15 protein-coding genes and 1 riboswitch are annotated in these 18,873 nt (G+C 52.9%); of the genes, 7 read left to right on the forward strand and 8 right to left on the reverse strand.

The genetic code is table 11. The features are described 5' to 3' along the window. Positions 1–6: 6 nt before the first annotated feature. Complete coding sequence (gene lysC / locus FCN78_RS01635) at positions 7–1,365, reverse strand: lysine-sensitive aspartokinase 3 (protein WP_077659028.1); 1,359 nt, start codon at positions 1,363–1,365, stop codon at positions 7–9. Between the two features lie 120 nt (positions 1,366–1,485). Then, positions 1,486–1,673: riboswitch (Lysine riboswitch) on the reverse strand. 263 nt (positions 1,674–1,936) lie between these two features. On the opposite strand from lysC, the gene FCN78_RS01640 reads away from it, so the two are divergent. Continuing rightward, positions 1,937–3,070: a pyridoxal-phosphate-dependent aminotransferase family protein gene (locus tag FCN78_RS01640; RefSeq protein WP_077659029.1), complete on the forward strand. Its 1,134-nt coding sequence runs from the start codon at positions 1,937–1,939 to the stop codon at positions 3,068–3,070. Here the strand turns inward: FCN78_RS01640 and FCN78_RS01645 are convergent. The 5 genes from FCN78_RS01645 to FCN78_RS01665 all read right to left on the reverse strand — a co-directional run bounded on the left by FCN78_RS01645 (position 3,067) and on the right by FCN78_RS01665 (position 10,479). Next, on the reverse strand, positions 3,067–4,737 hold the full coding sequence (locus tag FCN78_RS01645) for a Wzy polymerase domain-containing protein (protein WP_077659030.1): 1,671 nt from the start codon (positions 4,735–4,737) through the stop codon (positions 3,067–3,069). The genes FCN78_RS01640 and FCN78_RS01645 overlap by 4 nt on opposite strands. Then, complete coding sequence (gene uvrA / locus FCN78_RS01650) at positions 4,737–7,562, reverse strand: excinuclease ABC subunit UvrA (RefSeq protein ID WP_077659031.1); 2,826 nt, start codon at positions 7,560–7,562, stop codon at positions 4,737–4,739. Before uvrA ends, FCN78_RS01645 begins: the two co-directional genes overlap by 1 nt. Positions 7,563–7,698: 136 nt before the next feature. After that, positions 7,699–8,562: a UTP--glucose-1-phosphate uridylyltransferase GalU gene (gene galU / locus FCN78_RS01655; protein WP_069361765.1), complete on the reverse strand. Its 864-nt coding sequence runs from the start codon at positions 8,560–8,562 to the stop codon at positions 7,699–7,701. Between the two features lie 180 nt (positions 8,563–8,742). Then, positions 8,743–9,708: an acetyltransferase gene (locus tag FCN78_RS01660; RefSeq protein ID WP_077659032.1), complete on the reverse strand. Its 966-nt coding sequence runs from the start codon at positions 9,706–9,708 to the stop codon at positions 8,743–8,745. 63 nt (positions 9,709–9,771) lie between these two features. Beyond that, on the reverse strand, positions 9,772–10,479 hold the full coding sequence (locus FCN78_RS01665; RefSeq protein WP_069361767.1) for a LuxR C-terminal-related transcriptional regulator: 708 nt from the start codon (positions 10,477–10,479) through the stop codon (positions 9,772–9,774). Between the two features lie 285 nt (positions 10,480–10,764). On the opposite strand from FCN78_RS01665, the gene FCN78_RS01670 reads away from it, so the two are divergent. Then, positions 10,765–11,313 carry a single-stranded DNA-binding protein gene (locus tag FCN78_RS01670; protein WP_069361768.1) on the forward strand — a complete coding sequence of 183 codons (549 nt, stop codon included), beginning with the start codon at positions 10,765–10,767 and terminating at the stop codon, positions 11,311–11,313. 105 nt (positions 11,314–11,418) lie between these two features. On the opposite strand, the gene FCN78_RS01675 is transcribed toward FCN78_RS01670, so the two are convergent. Next, complete coding sequence (locus FCN78_RS01675; protein WP_077484127.1) at positions 11,419–12,579, reverse strand: alpha-hydroxy acid oxidase; 1,161 nt, start codon at positions 12,577–12,579, stop codon at positions 11,419–11,421. Positions 12,580–12,723: 144 nt separating this feature from the next. Next, positions 12,724–13,611 carry a LysR family transcriptional regulator gene (locus FCN78_RS01680; protein ID WP_069361770.1) on the reverse strand — a complete coding sequence of 296 codons (888 nt, stop codon included), beginning with the start codon at positions 13,609–13,611 and terminating at the stop codon, positions 12,724–12,726. A 120-nt stretch (positions 13,612–13,731) separates the two neighbouring features. Between FCN78_RS01680 and csrD the strand changes: the two genes are divergently transcribed. The 5 genes from csrD (at position 13,732) to mreD (ending at position 18,870) form a co-directional block, all read left to right on the forward strand. After that, on the forward strand, positions 13,732–15,711 hold the full coding sequence (gene csrD, locus FCN78_RS01685; protein ID WP_069361771.1) for an RNase E specificity factor CsrD: 1,980 nt from the start codon (positions 13,732–13,734) through the stop codon (positions 15,709–15,711). Next, positions 15,708–16,217 (forward strand): hypothetical protein, encoded by a 510-nt coding sequence (locus FCN78_RS01690; protein ID WP_077457729.1) that lies wholly within the window; start codon positions 15,708–15,710, stop codon positions 16,215–16,217. Before csrD ends, FCN78_RS01690 begins: the two co-directional genes overlap by 4 nt. A gap of 158 nt (positions 16,218–16,375) precedes the next feature. Beyond that, positions 16,376–17,419, forward strand: a complete 1,044-nt coding sequence (locus FCN78_RS01695) for a rod shape-determining protein (protein WP_046073887.1) — start codon at positions 16,376–16,378, stop codon at positions 17,417–17,419. Between the two features lie 33 nt (positions 17,420–17,452). Further along, positions 17,453–18,382, forward strand: coding sequence for a rod shape-determining protein MreC (gene mreC, locus FCN78_RS01700; RefSeq protein WP_077457725.1), 930 nt, complete (start codon positions 17,453–17,455; stop codon positions 18,380–18,382). Next, complete coding sequence (gene mreD / locus FCN78_RS01705) at positions 18,382–18,870, forward strand: rod shape-determining protein MreD (RefSeq protein ID WP_046073888.1); 489 nt, start codon at positions 18,382–18,384, stop codon at positions 18,868–18,870. Before mreC ends, mreD begins: the two co-directional genes overlap by 1 nt. The last annotated feature ends 3 nt before the right edge of the window (positions 18,871–18,873 follow it).

Raw genomic sequence — 18,873 nt, forward strand, 5'->3', positions numbered from 1 at the left:
CTTTCTTCACTCAAATAAGTCCGCGTGTAACCGCTGCACCACCTGGGTGGCATCGTCATCTTCAACCACAACACAGACATTGTGGTTGCTGGCACCGTAGCAAATCATGCGTAGTTTGTGTTGTGCTAAGGCACTGAACACCGGCGCTGTCGCGCCAGCAGTATGATTCATATCATTGCCAATCAGCGCCACCACCGCCAGGTTCTCGCAGATCTCGACATGACATAACTGGGTCAGCTCGGCGATAGCCGCTTCTGGCAGCTGCGGTGCGTCGCCCTGAGTGTTGGTTTGATCAAGGGTTAAAGCGACACTGACCTCTGAGGTGGTGATCAAGTCCACCGAGATTTCAAATCGTGCCAAAACCTCAAATACTTTGGCCAAAAAGCCATATGCATGGAACATGTTTAAGCTGGTCAGTGTCACCATGGTTTGGTTTCGTCGTAAGGCGACGGCACGAAACAGCGGTGCCGAGTGCGCTTGTTCGCGGATCCAGGTGCCGCCTTGCTCAGGCGCGCTCGCAGCCCCGACAAACACAGGAATATGTTGGCGCACTGCAGGCACTAAGGTGGATGGGTGCAGGATTTTGGCACCAAACGTGGCCATTTCTGAGGCTTCGCTAAAACTAATTTCACTGATTGGGCGCGCTTGGTCGGCAATCCGCGGGTCGGTGGTATAAATCCCCGGTACATCGGTCCAAATGGCCAAACTCTCTGCGTCCACGGCTTCGGCGAACAGTGCGGCACTGTAGTCGCTACCACCACGGCCTAAGGTGGTGGTTTGTCCGTGGGCATCCGCGCCGATAAACCCTTGGGTGACCACTCGGTGTGTGGCTAAATGCGGAAGCAATTGGTCGTGGCACTGTGTTCGCGTCTGCTGTGGGTCAGGCTGGGCACAGCCAAACTGGCTGTCGGTGCGCAGCAATTCACGCGCATCGGCCCGTATTGTTGCCATACCTCGGCTGTTGAGTAAATGGGTGAAAATATGGGTCGAGATCAGCTCGCCGCAGGCTACCAACGCATCGGTTAAGGCCGAATCCGGGGTGACAGCTGCTTTTTCGGCATACTCGGCAATGGCGAGATGCCAGTGTTCGACGGCTGTTTGCGTGTTTTGGCAATCAGGAAGTTGCTGCAATATGGCTTGGTGAATGGCATGAATGGCGTCTAATTTGGCTTGGCGCGCGTTAGGGTCGCTGATCCCTTTTGCCAGCGCGACCAAATGATTGGTCACACCGGCGCACGCACTGATCACGATTAAACGGGTTTGCGGGTTTTGCTCGATAACAGCGGCGCTTTGCTGCATCGCCGCTAGCGTCCCGACACTGGTGCCGCCAAACTTAGCGACTGAAATTGATGGTAATGGCCTCACGTCCTTTCCCCTCTCTGGCTAGCAGAGTCAAAAAATTAAAAATGATGGGGAACATCAGAAGTCACATCGTGACCGCGATAAATACCGCGACAAGGTAGGAAGAGCAAACGGCAGGTGTAGTCTGCCAGAAGCGCTCCACCTGTCTGTCCATATGGATGACAAGTGACAGCCTGAAGGATTCAGCCTTCAAGGCCGGCAGCGTATCGACCCCGATCGTACGCCACCTCGGCATTGTCTCCCCTGGTTATCATGCTTAGGAGTGGGGCTCCGCTTGATAACTGCCTGAGAAATGCACCTCTTCTGCATGTTCAGTCATGGGTTGATAACCGCATGAACAGTTTTAACATTACGGGTGTGATCGCAGGGTGTCAACCGTGTTTTTACGCTCGATAGGAGCGCTGCCCAGCGCCTGCCTCTCACCCAGGCAAGAAAAGGCCATTGCCCATTATCGACCCTGACAAGAAAAGCAAATCGACGCTAGCGATCACACAGTTCATGTGCCAGAGGCTAGGGGGATGGCGAAAAAATATGCTATAACGGTGAGCTTCGGTACCAACAACAAGGATTCGTGATGGCTCGTGCAATTTCCGATATTCAGTCTTTTCAACCTGTCGCTCGCACACTGATGGGGCCAGGCCCTTCTGACATTTATCCATCGGTGCTGCAATCATTGAGTAAGCCGACATTAGGGCATCTTGATCCCTTATTCATTGGCATGATGGATGAGGTCAAGCAGCTACTGCAGTACGCTTTTCAAACCGAAAATCCGTTTACCATTGCGGTCTCTGCCCCCGGGAGTGCGGGGATGGAAGCCTGTTTTGTCAATTTGGTGGAGCCTGGTGACACAGTGATCGTGTGTCGCAATGGCGTGTTTGGCGACCGGATGCGAGAAAACGTGGAGCGTTGTGGCGCACACGCGGTGATGGTTGATGATGCTTGGGGCGATCCGGTCAATCCTGAAAAGGTTGAAGCGGCTTTGAAGGCGCACCCGGAGGCTAGCATTGTCGCATTTGTCCATGCTGAGACGTCCACAGGCGCTTGCTCAGATGCACAGGCCCTTGCCACCTTGGCGCGCGAGCATGGCTGCCTCACTATTGTCGATGCGGTGACCTCGCTCGGTGGCGTGCCGTTGAAAGTCGATGAATGGCAGTTGGATGCGGTTTACTCAGGCAGTCAGAAGTGCTTATCGTGTGTGCCGGGCTTATCGCCCGTGACATTCTCGCCCCGTGCAATAGAAAAAATGCAGGCGCGCACTCACAAGGTGCAAAGCTGGTTTCTCGACCAAAGTTTGGTGTTGGGGTATTGGAGCGGCGACGGCAAACGTAGCTACCACCATACGGCACCCGTGAATAGTTTATATGCCTTACATGAAGCCCTGCTTAGATTGTATCAAGAAGGGATTGAAAACGCGTGGCAGCGCCACCGCACGATGCATCAGCGTTTGAAAGCGGGATTAGACAACCTAGGAATTGGCTTTGTGGTCGATGAACCCTATCGTTTGCCCCAGCTTAACGCCGTTTATATTCCTGAGGGCGTGGATGATGCCGCCGTGCGCCAGCATCTTCTCAACACCTATAACTTGGAAATTGGCGCAGGACTGGGCGATCTCGCCGGCAAAGCCTGGCGGATCGGCTTAATGGGCTATGGCGCAAGGGATGAGAACATTGCCCTGTGTCTTAAAGCCCTTGAAGAGGCATTACGCTAGGGCGTCGCATGGTTTGGGAGGGTATGGCGGGTTGTCCATACCTTCGCCGCGTTTGGATACAAATAACGCGCTTCTTGCTGGATATCGCGAGCCCGTTGACGGTCACCGATTTGCAGAGCCACCTGATAGGCGTGCTGGTAGCCAGCAAAGCGTGGTCTTTGCGCCACTTGACGCAATAATTGGTTAAGATGTTGCTGGCGCTCAGTGTCAGAAAAAGTCGCCAAGTTAGCCTGAAAGTGACGGCTTTGTTGTGCGTGGGCCAGCTTTTGCTGCCACCATGGGTGCTGCTGATACAAGGCAAAGCGTTGTGAGCTGAGTAAAGAGTCGCGCAAATAACGATTGGCCAAATACACGGACGACAGGCACACGAGTGTCGCGATGACGAGGGCAGTGATCACGGTGCGACTGGCGATACGTTGGCTGTAACCATGAGTGAGGACTGGGTAGCGGCGATATTTACTGGTGAGGTTATCAAGCCAGTATAGCCAAAGGAGTAACAATATCCCATTAAACCACTGGGTGCCGCTCACCGGATAGATCATCAGTCCTGTGAGCGGAGGAAGCACTAAAGCAATCAAGATCCGCCGTGTTCCTGAGGGCGCACGAAAGATCCTGACGCCGATAGCCATGATCACCAACACATAGCCCAATCCAATCAATAAGCCTCCTTCCAACAGCCAAAATAGCAGTGCACTGGGCAGGTTCACTGGACCCAGATGGCCGGGTTGTGAAGCAGAAAGCAATAGCAAGGCCTGCTTGCCATTCCCCATGCCTACCCCAAAAAACGGCGTTGTCTGCCATTGTTGCCACGCTAACAACAACGCACGTTGCTCGCTGGCGCTCAGCCATTGCCAATTATCTTGACCACTGAGGAAAAATACCGCCAGGATAGCGCCGAGACAGACCGCCACAAGCCAGGCTTTGTGCTGGCGCCTGGAGGCAAAGCGAGCCAAATAGGCTTGCTGTAACACGACGGCACACAAGGCAAAGAGCAGCAGCAGGGGCTGACCTTGCATCGCTAATACGGGAATAAAAATGAAGGGGGTGACGGCCAATAAGCTTTGGCTGATAGGGTGGCGATAGCGGCCACTCGGCTCTCTGGCGAGAATGTATGCGGCTAACGTCAGCCCCGTGAGCAGCAGGGTATGCGTGACCGCTGGGGGCAAGTGAGGCACCCAGTTGTTAAACATAAAAGGTGCCATGCCCGGTGGTGATTGATTGCCCAACACCGACAGCACCGCGAGCCAAGAGGCGAGCAAAAATACCCCGAGTAGCTTTTGCCGCTGCGAATGGTTAAAAACAAACTGCTGAAGGCTGGAGAAGAAACCGAGGCTCAGTATCAAGGCGGCCATAGCATAACCACTATTGAGTGCCTCTGCGTGCGGATAGTAATAAGGAATAATCGCCAGGCCCGTTGCCAAACCAAGCATCCAGGTTAGTCGGCTTGCCCGCCAGGTATGTTGACGCACGACTTCCAAGCAGGCAAACCCTAAGGTAAACGCCAAGGTCAGTAGTGATAACGCTGCCGCAGGGTGACGAATGCCCACTAACGGGAGAGACACCGAATAGAGGGGCAAACAGATTAACCACAAGGCCGCTAACGCAAGCAGAAATGGGGCTGTTAGCGGCTTTCTTATTACGCGACTCGGCGGCAGCGCTGAGGTCATTATCGCTCCAACATAGGTTTGAGGAAGTGAGCGGTGTGGCTACCCAAAACATCGACGATGTCTTCTGGCGTACCTTGCGCGATGATTTCACCGCCGCCGTTACCGCCCTCAGGTCCTAAGTCGATGATCCAGTCCGCGGTTTTTATCACATCCAGATTATGCTCAATCACCACGATAGTGTTGCCCTGTTCACGCAAGCGATGCAAGACATTAAGCAGTTGTTGAATATCATGGAAATGAAGCCCTGTGGTCGGCTCATCGAGGATGTAGAGCGTTTTACCCGTATCCCGTTTAGACAACTCTCGGGCTAACTTAACCCGCTGTGCTTCACCGCCCGATAAGGTGGTGGCGGCTTGGCCTAGACGAATATAGCTCAGGCCCACATCCATCAACGTCTGTAGCTTGCGCTTGATCGCGGGCACGGCGTCGAAAAACTCACGCGCGTCCTCGACAGTCATCTCAAGGACTTCATCGATGGTCTTGCCTTTATAGCGTACTTCCAATGTTTCCCGGTTATAACGCTTGCCTTTACACACATCACAAGGCACATACACATCGGGTAAGAAATGCATTTCCACTTTGATTACGCCATCCCCTTGGCAGGCTTCACAGCGACCGCCGCGCACGTTAAAGCTGAAGCGACCCACTTTATAGCCGCGCGCACGCGCTTCTTGCGTGCCGGCAAACAGCTCACGGATCGGGGTAAAGATCCCCGTATAAGTGGCTGGGTTTGAGCGTGGGGTACGGCCAATAGGACTTTGGTCAATATCGATCACCTTATCAAAGTGCCCCAAGCCATCAATCGATTGATACGGCGCGGGATCAGCGGTGGTCGCGCCGTTCAATTGCTGGTGGGCGACTTTAAAGAAGGTGTCATTGATAAGCGTTGACTTGCCTGAGCCTGACACACCCGTCACGCAGGTAAGGAGTCCGACAGGTAGGTGGAGATCAACGTTTTTCAGGTTGTTGCCCGTTGCCCCTTTCAGGGTCAACATTTTGTTCGGATCGCGCTCAATACGCTTTGCGGGAACCTCGATGGCTTGCTTGCCACTTAGATACTGGCCTGTCAGTGACGACTCACTGGCGAGTATGTCCTCTAAACTGCCTTCGGCAACAATGTGGCCCCCATGTGCCCCGGCCCCCGGGCCAATATCAATGATGTAATCGGCTGCACGTATGGCATCTTCGTCATGCTCGACCACCATCACGGTGTTCCCTAGATCGCGCAGGTGCTCCAAGGTGTCAAGCAAGCGGGCATTGTCACGCTGGTGCAGGCCAATAGAGGGCTCATCCAGGACGTACATGACGCCCACCAAGCCCGCGCCAATTTGGCTGGCCAGTCGAATACGCTGTGCTTCACCGCCAGAGAGGGTATCGGCACTGCGCGATAAATTCAGGTAGTTAAGCCCCACATTGACCAAAAACCGTAGCCGGTCATGGATCTCTTTCATCACCTTTTCGGCAATCTTGGCGCGTTGCCCGGTCAAGGTCAGTTGTTCAAAGAAGTCCAGCGCCTGTTGAATGCTCAGCTCACAAATCTCGGGTAGATTGTGGCCGTCGATAAACACGTGACGAGCTTCTTGGCGTAAGCGTGAGCCACCGCAGCTGGCACAGGGTTTAGTAGCGATATATTTGGCCAGTTCATCGCGCACGGCATTCGATTCGGTGTCACGGTAGCGACGCTCCATATTGTTGAGGATCCCCTCAAACGGATGTTTGCGTACACGAATATCGCCCCGATCGTTGACGTATTTGAACTCGATCTCTTTCGGCCCTGACCCATACAAGAGAATGTCCTGAATGGTGCCGGAGAGATCCTGCCATGGCTCTTCCAAATCAAACCCGTAATGCTCAGACAGCGAGCGTAGCATTTGGAAGTAATAAAAATTACGTCGATCCCAGCCGCGGATCGCGCCCCCCGCCAAGCTAACCGCTGGGTTTTGAATCACGCGTTTAGGGTCAAAATATTGTTGCACCCCCAAGCCGTCACAGGTACCACAGGCACCGGCTGGATTATTAAAGGAGAACAGGCGAGGTTCAAGCTCTTGCATGCTGTAACCGCAGTGTGGGCAGGCAAAGTTGGCGGAAAAGATGATCTCTTCCCCTTCACCGTCCATCCAACTGATCACCGCGCTGCCGCCGGTGAGTTCGAGCGCGGTCTCAAAAGACTCGGCCAAACGCTGTTGCTGATCATCGCGCACTTTAAAGCGGTCGACCACCACCTCAATGGTGTGCTTTTTCTGCAGCTCGAGTGTCGGCGGATCCGACAGATCGCACACTTCGCCATTGATCCTTGCACGGATAAATCCCTGCGCGGCGAGGTTCTCAAGGGTCTTAACATGCTCCCCTTTACGGTTTTTAATGATTGGCGCGAGCAGCATCAGCTTGCTGCCCTCTGGCAGCGCAAGCACTTTATCGACCATCTGACTAATGGTCTGAGCGGCCAAGGTCACATCATGAGTGGGACAGCGTGGCTCACCGACACGGGCATAGAGCAAGCGCAGGTAATCATACACTTCAGTGATGGTGCCGACCGTTGAGCGTGGATTGTGCGAGGTGGACTTTTGCTCTATCGAGATGGCAGGCGACAGGCCCTCAATATGGTCAACATCGGGTTTTTCCATCAAGGAAAGAAACTGGCGTGCATACGCTGACAAGGATTCAACGTAGCGGCGCTGGCCTTCTGCGTATAAGGTATCGAAAGCCAATGATGACTTGCCGGAACCAGACAGGCCAGTGATCACGATCAGCTTGTCGCGAGGGATGGTGAGGTTGATGTTTTTGAGGTTGTGCGTGCGCGCGCCTCTGACGTCGATATTGTCCATTATTATCCTACTACTCAGTCAGCTCACTGGTTGGTCGCCTAGTATGGCATAGACATGACCATGACCAAATAAAAAGGCTGTATATTTACACAGCCTTTACATGAAGGAGAAAACACGCGATCCGACGCGATTAACGTTATCGGCGATTTTTCACCGTCGCTTCGTCTTTATTGCGTCCGCCAAGGTAGTGATGTTGGTAGCAGTGGTTAGTGGCTTCAATAAAGCCTTCCACGCTGCCACAATCAAAGCGCTCACCTTTAAATTTGTACGCCAGTACACAGCCTGATTGTGCCTGTTTGAGCAGCGCATCGGTGATCTGCACTTCGCCGTTTTTACCCGGCGGGGTCGTTTCTAACAGATCAAAGATATCTGGCGTCAGAATATAGCGGCCAATGATGGCAAGGTTGCTTGGCGCATTGCCCGGATCGGGTTTTTCCACCATATTATCTACGCGGAAAAGGTCATCTTTGATCTCTTGGCCGGCAATCACACCATATTTATGGGTCTCATCTTCCGGCACCTCTTCCACCGCGACAATCGAGCAACGGAATTGATTATATAAGGCCACCATTTGTTTGAGGACGCCGTTATCAGGATGGATGCAAAGGTCATCGGCGAGTACGACGGCAAAGGCTTCGTCGCCAACCAGTTCACGGCCGGTTAAAATCGCATGCCCCAGACCGCGCATTTCGTGTTGGCGAATGTAAGTGAAAGAGGCTTTTTCGATGGTGTTGCGGATGTCATCGAGTAGCACTTCTTTGTTGGTGCCACTGATCTGATGTTCCAGTTCATAGTTCTTATCAAAGTGATCCATGATGGCATGCTTACCACGCCCCGTGACGATACACATGCCGTTGATACCCGCTTCCAAGGCTTCATCCACGCCGTATTCAATCAAAGGCTTGTTGACCACTGGCATCATCTCTTTGGGCATCGATTTGGTTGCCGGTAAAAAGCGGGTGCCATAGCCAGCCGCTGGGAACAGACATTTTTTAATCATCTCAGATCCTTTCTTTTATATTGGGTGGCGACGGATCTTTATTCGGTCGACACCACCAAGCGGGTTGCTAGCAAGCGGCTGCTAACAATGTTATCTGGGTCAATAGTTTGCTGGGTTCAGTGCAGCTAAGCAAGTCCTACGCACCAATGCCCACAGATAGCGTGACCACACCCGCGTTGCTTAGTCCGCATGGGCGGAAAAATGTGTCATAAATGCATCGGTAAAGGCCGATAAGGATGCAGAGGGAAGGGCATTAATCCCCGCTGCGGCGGCCCGCCCTCCGCCCGTGACAAACTGCTCTGCCAATTGCGCGGCCCCAGTGGGGCGATTTAAAGGGGCACGAATGCTGACCATCCACTCTCCTCCGGGCATAGGGGTGAGCACAGCATGGGCGCGGTCAGGGTGGTGGTTGGCTAATTGGTTGCCAAGCATGCCGCTGATTCTCCGTGCCCACGCGGTATCAGGGAGCAGATAGACCTGGGCGTTTTCATCGCTAAGCTCGGGGCTGAGGGTTTGGGCGCGCTCCCGATCGTGTTGATACGCATTAGCTAATTCCATCACCATGTCCGGATAAGCACGCATAAAATCATCGGGGGTCGAAAAGCCACACAGGTGGCGGTATAACACCGCGGGCGGGATAATCAGATCATCCAAGCTCGCGCCATAGCTATTGTAGTTGAGGTAGTGGCCGAGCTGCTCTAAGCGTGCACGGGTATGTTCGTCAATACCCGACTGTCGGGCGAGGGCATTAGCCGTGCGATCCAAGTTATCGCCATATGCGCCAACCAACGCCCATTCTCGATACTGGCCACCGAGAAGCTTGTCGATAATAAGCGCGGTACAAGTATTGGCACGGGTATGAATATGCGCGTCTAACAACGGCGAGTCAGGGATGGGGCCACTTTGGTGATGATCGGCGTAGAAAACATGCGCGCCCGAGGCGAGCAGTGTGGCAAGTGGCTCTTGATTTTTCGCCATCGAAATATCGAGTACAGTGACCTGTTCGGTGTCGGTGGGTACCTGTTTTAACAGGGCAATATCGCGTTTCACCCCAGTCACTAACGTGGTGGCTTGTGGGTGTGCTAAGCGCCATTGCACCAGCGCGGTAAGCCCATCTGCATCCCCGTTAAAGACATCAAACCCCATACCGTGACTTCCTTGTTAATTGAGTGACGCGCCATCTTACCTTGATTGACGAGCTTGGCCCAACTAGCGGTGATCGTCGTCAGCGCCAGGGTAGGCCTCAAGCCCTGTTGAGCCAATTAAGGATAAATTGTTTTTCGCCCAAAACACCGCTTGCACCCGGTTTCTGACATTGATTTTCTTGAACACATTATAAAGATGCGACTTGACGGTGTGTTCACTGACGTCCAATGCACGGGCTATATCTTGGTTGGAAGCGCCCGTGACTAGGTGGCGTAGGATTTGTTGTTCACGGTTGGTCAGGACAATGGTCTGCTCATCGATCGCTTGTTGGTGGTGCTGCTGATAATAGTGAATTAACGCGGCCATTTTATGACGGGGTAGCCAGTACTCGCCAGAGAACATTTTTTCGATGCCGTAACACAGATGCCGGATCTCATCTTCTTTTTTGAAGACCCCTTTGATAAATGGCCAGCTGGCGAGTTCTTTGGCACTTAAATCATGTGCATTGAGCAGCGCAAAGACATGTTGGTCGGCAAAGGGGATCAGCGATTGTTTTAGCTGCTCGGTGGCCATATCATCAAAGGCGTTTAAGTCGACCAGCACCAGGCCTGGGCGGGCGGTGAGCTTGTCGGTGATCGCATCGGGCGTGACGAGCTCAACCTCGCTATGGATTTCTTTTTCCAAGCATGTCATCAGTGCAGACACAGACATGCTGGGCTGAGAGATAAGAAGCAGAGTGTAACTATCTGAGGTGGTTTCGGCCTGGTTCATAAGCATCCTACTGATGATGACTCAACATGCGTATCCGCGCGTGACGTCAGTGGGGTGATCACCGACGTCAAGGCTGGGCAAGCTTTCCATCAGTCTAAACCATTTTTATCTTTAAGGTATACGTTGCGAGGGATAACCCATTGTGCCGACGCGTTAACTGCAGAATATGGAAACAGATCGCGTGGAAAAGCTTCGAACCTCTGGGGTGCTCGTGCTAGACTTCCTCCTTATTTATCCAGTTTGCGAAATCGTTTCGCGCGCAACCAAGAAAAGTGGGAGTCACCTATGGCCAGCCGTGGCATAAACAAAGTCATCTTGATTGGTAATTTGGGCAACGATCCGGAAATCCGTTACCTCCCCAACGGCGGTGCGGTGGCGAACCTCAGCCTCGCGACCTCAGAGTCATGGCGTGATAAAAACACCGGTGAGATGCGTGAGAAAACAGAGTGGCACCGTGTTGTGCTGTTCGGTAAAACCGCCGAAGTGGCGGGTGAGTATCTGCGCAAAGGCTCTCAGGTGTATATCGAAGGTCAACTGCAGACACGTAAGTGGCAAGACCAAAACGGGCAAGACCGTTACACCACGGAAGTCGCGGTACAGCCGTTTAGTGGCAGCATGCAAATGCTGGGTGGCCGTGGTGGTCAGAACCAAGGTCAGCCCATGCAGCAGTCACCGCAGCAGCAAGGTGGATGGGGACAGCCTCAGCAGCCTAAGCAACCACAGCAAAACTTTAACCAACAGCCACCGCAACAACAGTCGGCACCACAGCCACAGTCGCAACCTCAGCAGCAATATAACGATTTGCCTGATTTTGACGACGACATTCCGTTCTAAAACGCGCGGCGTGAAATGGCGTGTCAACGCCAAGGTTGTTGCAACGAAAAAGCCCCGGTTGGGGCTTTTTGCGTTTTGGCATGGTCGGTCACTGAACGGAAGGAGTTAGGCGACGCCAGGCCCTGCTTTTAAGAAGTGTGGCAGTTGTGTCGGCGTTGGACATTTTAACTGGCCCATCACTTGCGTCATTTGTTGGGTGAGCATGTCTATTGCATGCTCACCGCCGTGGTGACCCACCGCGCCACAGGCATAGACAAAAGTGCGGCCTAGCAAGGTAAAGTCAGCGCCCATGGCCATCGCTTGGGCCACATTCCCGCCGCTTTGTACGCCACTGTCCATCAATAGTTTAATCTTGTCACCATATAAGCGCTTGATGGTTTGAATGGTATCCAGTGGTGACTCACCAACATCTAACTGACGCCCCCCGTGGTTAGATAAGACCACCGCGTCGGCCCCGAGCGCAACCGCTTGTTTGACATCGTCTGGGTTGACCAAGCCTTTTAGTACCAAGGGGCCGTCCCAGTTGTCGCGGATCACCTTAAGGCTGTCGAAGTCGACGGCGCCCATCACCGTATTGTTCATAAAGTTCGCCAGTTCGCTGGTGGGCATGTTTTTTGGCATGTAAGGCTTGAGGGTTTGCATCTCAGGCACGCCGGCCAGTAACGTCTGCCAGCTCCACGCCGGACACTGCATCATTTGCAGGATATTGCGCAGGTTCATTTTCGGCGGCATCGCCAAGCCATTTTTTATATCGCGCGGACGATAACCGAAGGTCGGCACATCCACGGTCACCACCAGTACCTTATACCCTGCGCGTTTGATACGCCCCATGAGATCCTCACGGATCTTGGCATCCGTCGGATTATAGAGTTGATACCACGCCGTTCCCTCAGAGATCTCGGCGATGGTTTCAAGACTCGCTGAGGATACGGTGCTGAGTACATAAGGAAGCTTTGCTCGATAGGCCGCTTTCGCTAGAATTTCCGGGGCCTTGGGCCACATTAACCCTTGAAGTCCCACAGGGGCGACACCAAACGGCGCGGCATAGCGTTGGCCAAATAACTCGACGGATAAGTCGATCTCTGGGGTAGGTGCAAGCAAGTCAGATTGCAGTTTTACGTGTTCAAACGCCCCGGCATTGTGCGCCACGCCAATCTCATCATGGCAACCGCCACAAAGGTAATCAAAGGCGAACGCGGGGATACGCCGCTTTGCGGCGCGTTTGAGAGAAGGAGTATCAGGGTATTTAGGATTATAATAGGCCATGGGTCTCGTGCCTTGTTGCGGTGAGTGTCTTGGCTCACCCTAGCGCAGTGATTGTTATCGATATATAGATAAAAGATAAAATACTTTTTCCAAAATCGGCTAAGCCCTGATGAAGCTTGGTATTACCTATGCTCTAACGGCACACTAAACGTACAAGCCTTTAACTTTTTGTTTAATAAAGTCGATGAATAATTTGGTTTTGGTGTGGTTGTACTCCAGCTTAGGGTAGTAGGCGTAGGCCGATAACCGTGGTTGCTTAAGGGCTGGCAGCACCGGGACCAATAAGCCTTGGTCGATTTCTTTCTGCACTGTCCCGGCGCCCCCCAAAATGATCCCCATACCAATCACGGCAGCACTGACTAAGGCTTCAGGGTTAGGTGAGACAAAATTCCCGGATAATTGTAAGCGGGTGCCGTCTTCAAACACCCGCTCTTGAGGCTGATGTGAATTACCGTACAGCAAAATATTGTGTTGGGTTAATTGCTCGGGCGCGGTGATAGGAGGATGGCGTTCGAGGTAGGCAGGGGCGGCAAAAAAGCCAGGTTGAAAATCAAATAACTTAGCGGCGATGTAGCTGGCGGAGTTAAAATATTCGAGTTCACGGCTGATCACCACGTCTAGGTTCAGATCCGGCAGCTGACCAGGGGTGAGGGTGGTGAGTTCGACTTTGATTTTCGGGTAAATCTCAAGAAACTCAGCAATAAAGTTGACCAGAAAGCGGTTCCCTGTCACCAATGGTGCCCCGATACGCAACACACCACTGACCTCACCAAAGGTGGAGGTGGTCTCACTGACTAATTGTTGCCAGTCGTCGACCCACGTCTTGGCGCGATGGTAGAAGAGATCGCCCGCATCCGTCATCGACAGACTGCGCGTGGTGCGTTTGAGCAATTGCACGCCCAATTGGCGCTCTAGCCAGCTTAAGCGTTTTGAAAGGGCAGAGCTTGAGGTGTGTAGCTTGGTAGCCGCTTGGGCTAGCGAGCCATGATCCACCACGCAGATAAAGCTTTGTGTACAGGTAATCCAGTCCATGAGTCCTCGTTGCGTAAAAAGACAGCCACCGATTCGTGGTCTAGGCATTCACATTATGATAACCAAGCCTGATAATAGCGGCTATTAGCCCCCAAAGGCGACCCAAGTCAGCAGAGAATCATGGATAGAACAGCCAATGCGATCAAAGTCAGCGGTATGAAGCTGACCAACCGACTCGTAGCATTTGTCACCCTTATTGTGGTGTGCGCCATTTTTGTGTTGTTTATTGGCGGTGCGATCAGTTTTCGCCAGTTAGGGATTGATTTTATCTCGCATTATGTCGATGGCATGGTGGAGGTCATCGATCAAGAGATGGCAGGCGATCAGCGCGATAACCAATACTTTTCGCGTTGGCTCCCCAAGATGTTGAAAGCCAGTGATGTAACGTCCCTAACGATTTACTCGGACGCTGGCATTTTGTATCAATACGAACAAATTCAGTACCAGACAGTTGCTAACCAGCAGGTGATCTCGCGCGATATACCTTTGGAGAGCAACCCTGGTTTTGCCGTCAAATTGACCTTCGTACCGCCTTATGCGGAGTTTGCCTATTCGATTGGTCCATTGTCCTCGTTATCGGCGGCGATTTTGGTGATTGTATTGGGGCTCACATGGGGGATCCGTTGGCTCCGGCGTCAGTTGTATGGCAGTGAGGTGCTCGAGCAGCGTGGCCGACTGATTTTAGCAGGGCGACTCGACGATGCGCAGCAAGGCGATCCCCGCGAGTGGCCAATCCCTGCCAGTGCGGCGTTAACGCAACTGATCGAAGAGCTTAAAGAAGCCCGCCAAGAGCGAAGCCGCTTTGATACCTTTATTCGCACCAACACCTTTTTAGACCAACTTACCGGCGCCGCGAATCGAGTGATGTTTGATAATCGCCTGCATACCCTGGCCAGTGATGATGCCAGCCAAGGTAGTGTGATCTTGGTGCGAGTGGCAGAATGGGAAGATTTGGTGGCGCAGCATGGGCAAGAAGCCGCCGACCAACTGATTCAAGCGATTGGCAATGTCCTGTCTAATGCGATTCAGCGCTTTCCGGATGCGGTGCTGGCGCGCTATTTTGCCTCGGATTTCGCCATTTTACTGGTCAACCAAGCTGGAGACGAAGTGCATCCCTTTTTAGCGCAAATCACCAATGCATTAGATAAGCTCGCCCCCCCGGAGGCACTGGATCAAGACAACTGGTTTCACCTTGGCATGACCTCGTTTGGTGCCAGTGAGCGACGTGGACGATTAATGGACGAAGCCGAACGCGCCCTTAAAGCGGCGGTGCTAACCGGCCAGAATGGTTGGTCACAGTTCGATAAGCAACTCAGCCAACTGGATAAGCGGGGCAGTGTGCGTTGGCGGACGTTGCTCGAGTCGGTGATGGCAGGAGAGGGACCAATGCTTTATCGCCAACCTGTGTTTGCGCGAGATGGCAAAACCCGCCTTCATTATGAACTTTTAGGCCGAATTAAGGACGAAAAAGGCAAGGTACTCAAGGCTTCGCGCTTTTGGCCAGGCGTCGAGTGGGTCGGTATGGATGTGGCGTTTGACAAGGCGACCATGGGTCGCGCGCTGTGGTGGTTAAAAACGCGTGACTATATCGATAACTACGCCGTCAATGTAAGTGCATACTCACTTTGTCAACGTGAGTTTGTGGTGTGGCTGCGCGATATCTTGCTACAAACTCCACGCAGTACCTTGAATCGCTTACTGGTGGAAGTGTCTGAAGGCGCTTTGGTTTCACACTTTGATGCGGCGCGGCCTTGCTTACGAATGATTGCCGCGTTAGGGTGCCGTCTAGTTGTTGACCAAGCAGGTAGAACGATAGTGAGCACTCACTATGTTAAGGATATTCAACCAGCCTATATCAAGCTTCACCGTAGTTTGGTGCGCAATATTGACCAACGACCAGAGAACCAGCTGTATTTACGCAGCGTGTTAGGTGCTTGTGAGGCCACCACTACCGAGGTACTGGCGGTGGGCGTGGAAACCAATGAGGAATGGTCTGTGGTGAAAGAACTGGGTGTCGCGGGCGGACAAGGGCGGCTGCTTGGGGCGGAAATGTCGCCGCATCCGGCACAGAGAAAACGCCGCCGATGGGGGAAGCGATGAGTCCAGCCATCAAGCTCTCCCATCAACAAGGACGCGGATGGTTAGAAGCCTTACTCGTCGTCAGTATTTTGTCGGTGCTGGTGGTGATTGCGATCCCGAAGTTCTACGATTATGAGGCGGATGCCAATGTGTCAGCGCTTAAAGGCTTAAAAAGCGGTATCGAAAGCGCCATGACGCAAACACACGCATTGGCCGAAAAGAAAAAGGTCAGTGATCAGGCTGAACACACACTGACCGTCAATGGCACGTCCATTCGCGTTTCTTATGGCTACCCCGAGATCAGTGCCCTGCCTGAGTTAGTGACGGCGCTGAAGGATGCAACGCGTTGGCAGTTACGACGCTATCCAGATAAGAATCGGGTCGACTTGATCTGGCTGTTCCATGAGCAGCCCGCGACGGATTGTTACTTAACGTATAACGAGGCAACGGCGTCAACGAAGGCATCGACGCAGTTGGTGATCCATCAGTCATGCCAATCACCAACCCGAGAAAGACAACAGGAATAATGCGTTGTTGATGGAAAAATCATCAAAATGACAGCGCATTGAAAAAAAACACAGATCTCATTCAGGTTTACAGCACCGTATCTTGCCGCTTACCTTGCGCGTTGATACATTTAGCTCAATTTGTCTGATTTCATAGCTTGCAGGATTAATCGACCATCATGTTTAAGAAACTTCGCGGGATGTTTTCCAACGATCTATCCATTGACTTGGGAACCGCCAATACACTGATTTACGTAAAAGAACAGGGCATTGTTCTGGATGAGCCGTCTGTTGTTGCTATTCGCCAAGACCGTGCAGGCTCTCCCAAGAGTGTGGCTGCTGTGGGTCATGATGCGAAGCAGATGCTAGGTCGAACACCGGGGAACATTGCCGCGATTCGTCCGATGAAAGACGGTGTGATTGCTGATTTCTACGTCACAGAAAAAATGCTGCAGCACTTTATCAAATCGGTACACGATCACAGCTACATGCGTCCAAGCCCGCGCGTCTTGGTGGCGGTACCTTGTGGCTCAACCCAAGTTGAACGCCGAGCCATCCGTGAGTCGGCATTAGGGGCCGGTGCCCGTGAAGTCTACTTAATTGATGAGCCGATGGCGGCAGCGATTGGCGCAGGCTTGCCCGTGTCCGAAGCCACCGGTTCGATGGTGATCGATATCGGCGGCGGTACCACAGAAGTGGCGGTCATTTCGCTTAATGGCGTGGTGTATTCATCGTCGGTCCGTATTGGTGGGGATCGTTTTGATGAGTCTATCATCAATTATGTTCGCCGAAATTATGGCAGCTTGATTGGTGAAGCCACCGCAGAGCGGATTAAGCATGAAATCGGGTCCGCTTACCCAGGCGATGAAGTGCGTGAAATTGAGGTACGTGGTCGTAACCTCGCTGAAGGGGTGCCGCGTAGCTTCACGCTTAACTCCAATGAGATCTTAGAAGCCCTGCAAGAGCCGCTAACTGGGATTGTCTCTGCGGTGATGGTGGCGCTCGAGCAATGCCCACCGGAGCTCGCATCTGATATTTCTGAGCGTGGCATGGTGATCACCGGCGGTGGTGCGCTGCTACGTGATCTTGATCGCTTGCTGACCGAAGAAACCGGTATTCCAGTGGTCGTTGCCGAAGATCCACTGACGTGTGTCGCGCGTGGCGGGGGTAAAGCGCTGGAAATGATCGATATGCACGGCGGTGATCTTTTTAGCGAAGATTAACGTGACTGCGCCTACAAACAGGTCGTTTTCATTATGAAACCTATGTTTGGCAGAGGACCCTCTCTGCAATTGCGCCTGTTTTTCGCTCTTTTACTATCAGTCAGCCTTATGCTGGCTGATAGTCGTCTTGATGCGTTCGCTGGGGTGCGTTATTTCCTAAACACGTTGGTGGCGCCGCTACAATATGCGTCCAACGTCCCGCGCGACACGCTAGATGAACTGGTGATGCAGTTTCGCTCTCACCAACGTTTGGTGGCAGAGAACCGTGCATTGCGAAAGCAGGTGTTACAACTGGAAAGTGATCAGCTTCTGTTAGCGCAGACAGAGCGTGAAAATCAGCGTCTACGCGAGCTGCTGGGCTCGTCGTTTATTCGTGATGAACGCAAAATGGTGGCTGAAGTCATGGCCGTTGACTCGGACCCTTATAAACATCAAGTCATGCTAGATAAAGGGCGGACCAATGGCGTTTATGAAGGGCAACCAGTGATCAACGAGCACGGGGTAGTTGGCCAAATTGCGTATGTGGGTGCCCACAATAGCCGCGTGCTACTGCTGACCGATCCCACCCATGCGATCCCCGTTCAGGTCATGCGCAATGATATTCGGGTGATTGCGTCTGGGCGCGGGTCGACCCACTACGTCGGGTTGGACAATATTCCTAGCAGCACAGACATTAAAGTGGGTGACAAATTAGTCACCTCAGGACTGGGCGGTGTCTTTCCTGAAGGCTACCCGGTTGGCACGGTGACGGAGTTTTCGTTTGATAACAAGCGCCCGTTTGCGCAAGTGCGCGCCACCACAGCGGTGAAGTTTGATCGTCTGCGTTATCTGCTTTTGGTGTGGCCTACTCCCGAAAAGGGCGAGAACGCGCGCCCGGATCAGCCTGTCGCGCAGCCGTCGTCAGACACCGCACCATCACCTGATACAGCGCCATCGTCAGATGGTGAGGGAGAAGCGCCGTAATGGCAAATGTGACATTTCGTGGCCAGTTTGTCATCTGGCTCTCTTTTATCATTGCGCTGATTTTGCAAGCGGCTCCCTGGCCGGGGGAACTGGCTCCCTTTCGTCCTTCTTGGGTCTTGCTCGTCACGTTTTATTGGGTGCTGGCATTACCCCATCGGGTGAATGTTGGTACGGCGCTAGTACTCGGCCTGTTATGGGATTTAATGTTGGGCTCAACCCTTGGGGTGCGCGGCTTGATGATGGCGATTTTGGTCTACATCGTGGCGCTGAACTTTCAATTGTTACGCAACATGTCGTATTGGCAGCAGGCACTCTTGTTGGCATTACTGACCTTGGCGGGAAAATTGATCGAGTTCTGGGCGGAGTACTTGGTGTCTAACGTACAGTTTAACCCAGAGCAGCTTTGGGCCGGTGTGCTTAACTTTATACTCTGGCCTTGGATCTTTCTGTTATTGCGCCGTTTACGTCGTCGCTTTGCCATTCGCTAACGC

Origin of the sequence: Salinivibrio kushneri (assembly GCF_005280275.1) — a bacterium.
GTDB classification, from domain to species: domain Bacteria; phylum Pseudomonadota; class Gammaproteobacteria; order Enterobacterales; family Vibrionaceae; genus Salinivibrio; species Salinivibrio kushneri.

Bases quoted from the DNA above. Each gene is read 5' to 3' on its own strand.
- FCN78_RS01640 (WP_077659029.1), top strand. From the start codon at position 1,937: ATGGCTCGTGCAATTTCCGATATTCAGTCTTTTCAACCTGTCGCTCGC.
- FCN78_RS01645 (WP_077659030.1), bottom strand. From the start codon at position 4,737: ATGACCTCAGCGCTGCCGCCGAGTCGCGTAATAAGAAAGCCGCTAACA.
- uvrA (WP_077659031.1), bottom strand. From the start codon at position 7,562: ATGGACAATATCGACGTCAGAGGCGCGCGCACGCACAACCTCAAAAAC.
- galU (WP_069361765.1), bottom strand. From the start codon at position 8,562: ATGATTAAAAAATGTCTGTTCCCAGCGGCTGGCTATGGCACCCGCTTT.
- FCN78_RS01660 (WP_077659032.1), bottom strand. From the start codon at position 9,708: ATGGGGTTTGATGTCTTTAACGGGGATGCAGATGGGCTTACCGCGCTG.
- FCN78_RS01665 (WP_069361767.1), bottom strand. From the start codon at position 10,479: ATGAACCAGGCCGAAACCACCTCAGATAGTTACACTCTGCTTCTTATC.
- FCN78_RS01670 (WP_069361768.1), top strand. From the start codon at position 10,765: ATGGCCAGCCGTGGCATAAACAAAGTCATCTTGATTGGTAATTTGGGC.
- FCN78_RS01675 (WP_077484127.1), bottom strand. From the start codon at position 12,579: ATGGCCTATTATAATCCTAAATACCCTGATACTCCTTCTCTCAAACGC.
- FCN78_RS01680 (WP_069361770.1), bottom strand. From the start codon at position 13,611: ATGGACTGGATTACCTGTACACAAAGCTTTATCTGCGTGGTGGATCAT.
- csrD (WP_069361771.1), top strand. From the start codon at position 13,732: ATGGATAGAACAGCCAATGCGATCAAAGTCAGCGGTATGAAGCTGACC.
- FCN78_RS01690 (WP_077457729.1), top strand. From the start codon at position 15,708: ATGAGTCCAGCCATCAAGCTCTCCCATCAACAAGGACGCGGATGGTTA.
- FCN78_RS01695 (WP_046073887.1), top strand. From the start codon at position 16,376: ATGTTTAAGAAACTTCGCGGGATGTTTTCCAACGATCTATCCATTGAC.
- mreC (WP_077457725.1), top strand. From the start codon at position 17,453: ATGAAACCTATGTTTGGCAGAGGACCCTCTCTGCAATTGCGCCTGTTT.
- mreD (WP_046073888.1), top strand. From the start codon at position 18,382: ATGGCAAATGTGACATTTCGTGGCCAGTTTGTCATCTGGCTCTCTTTT.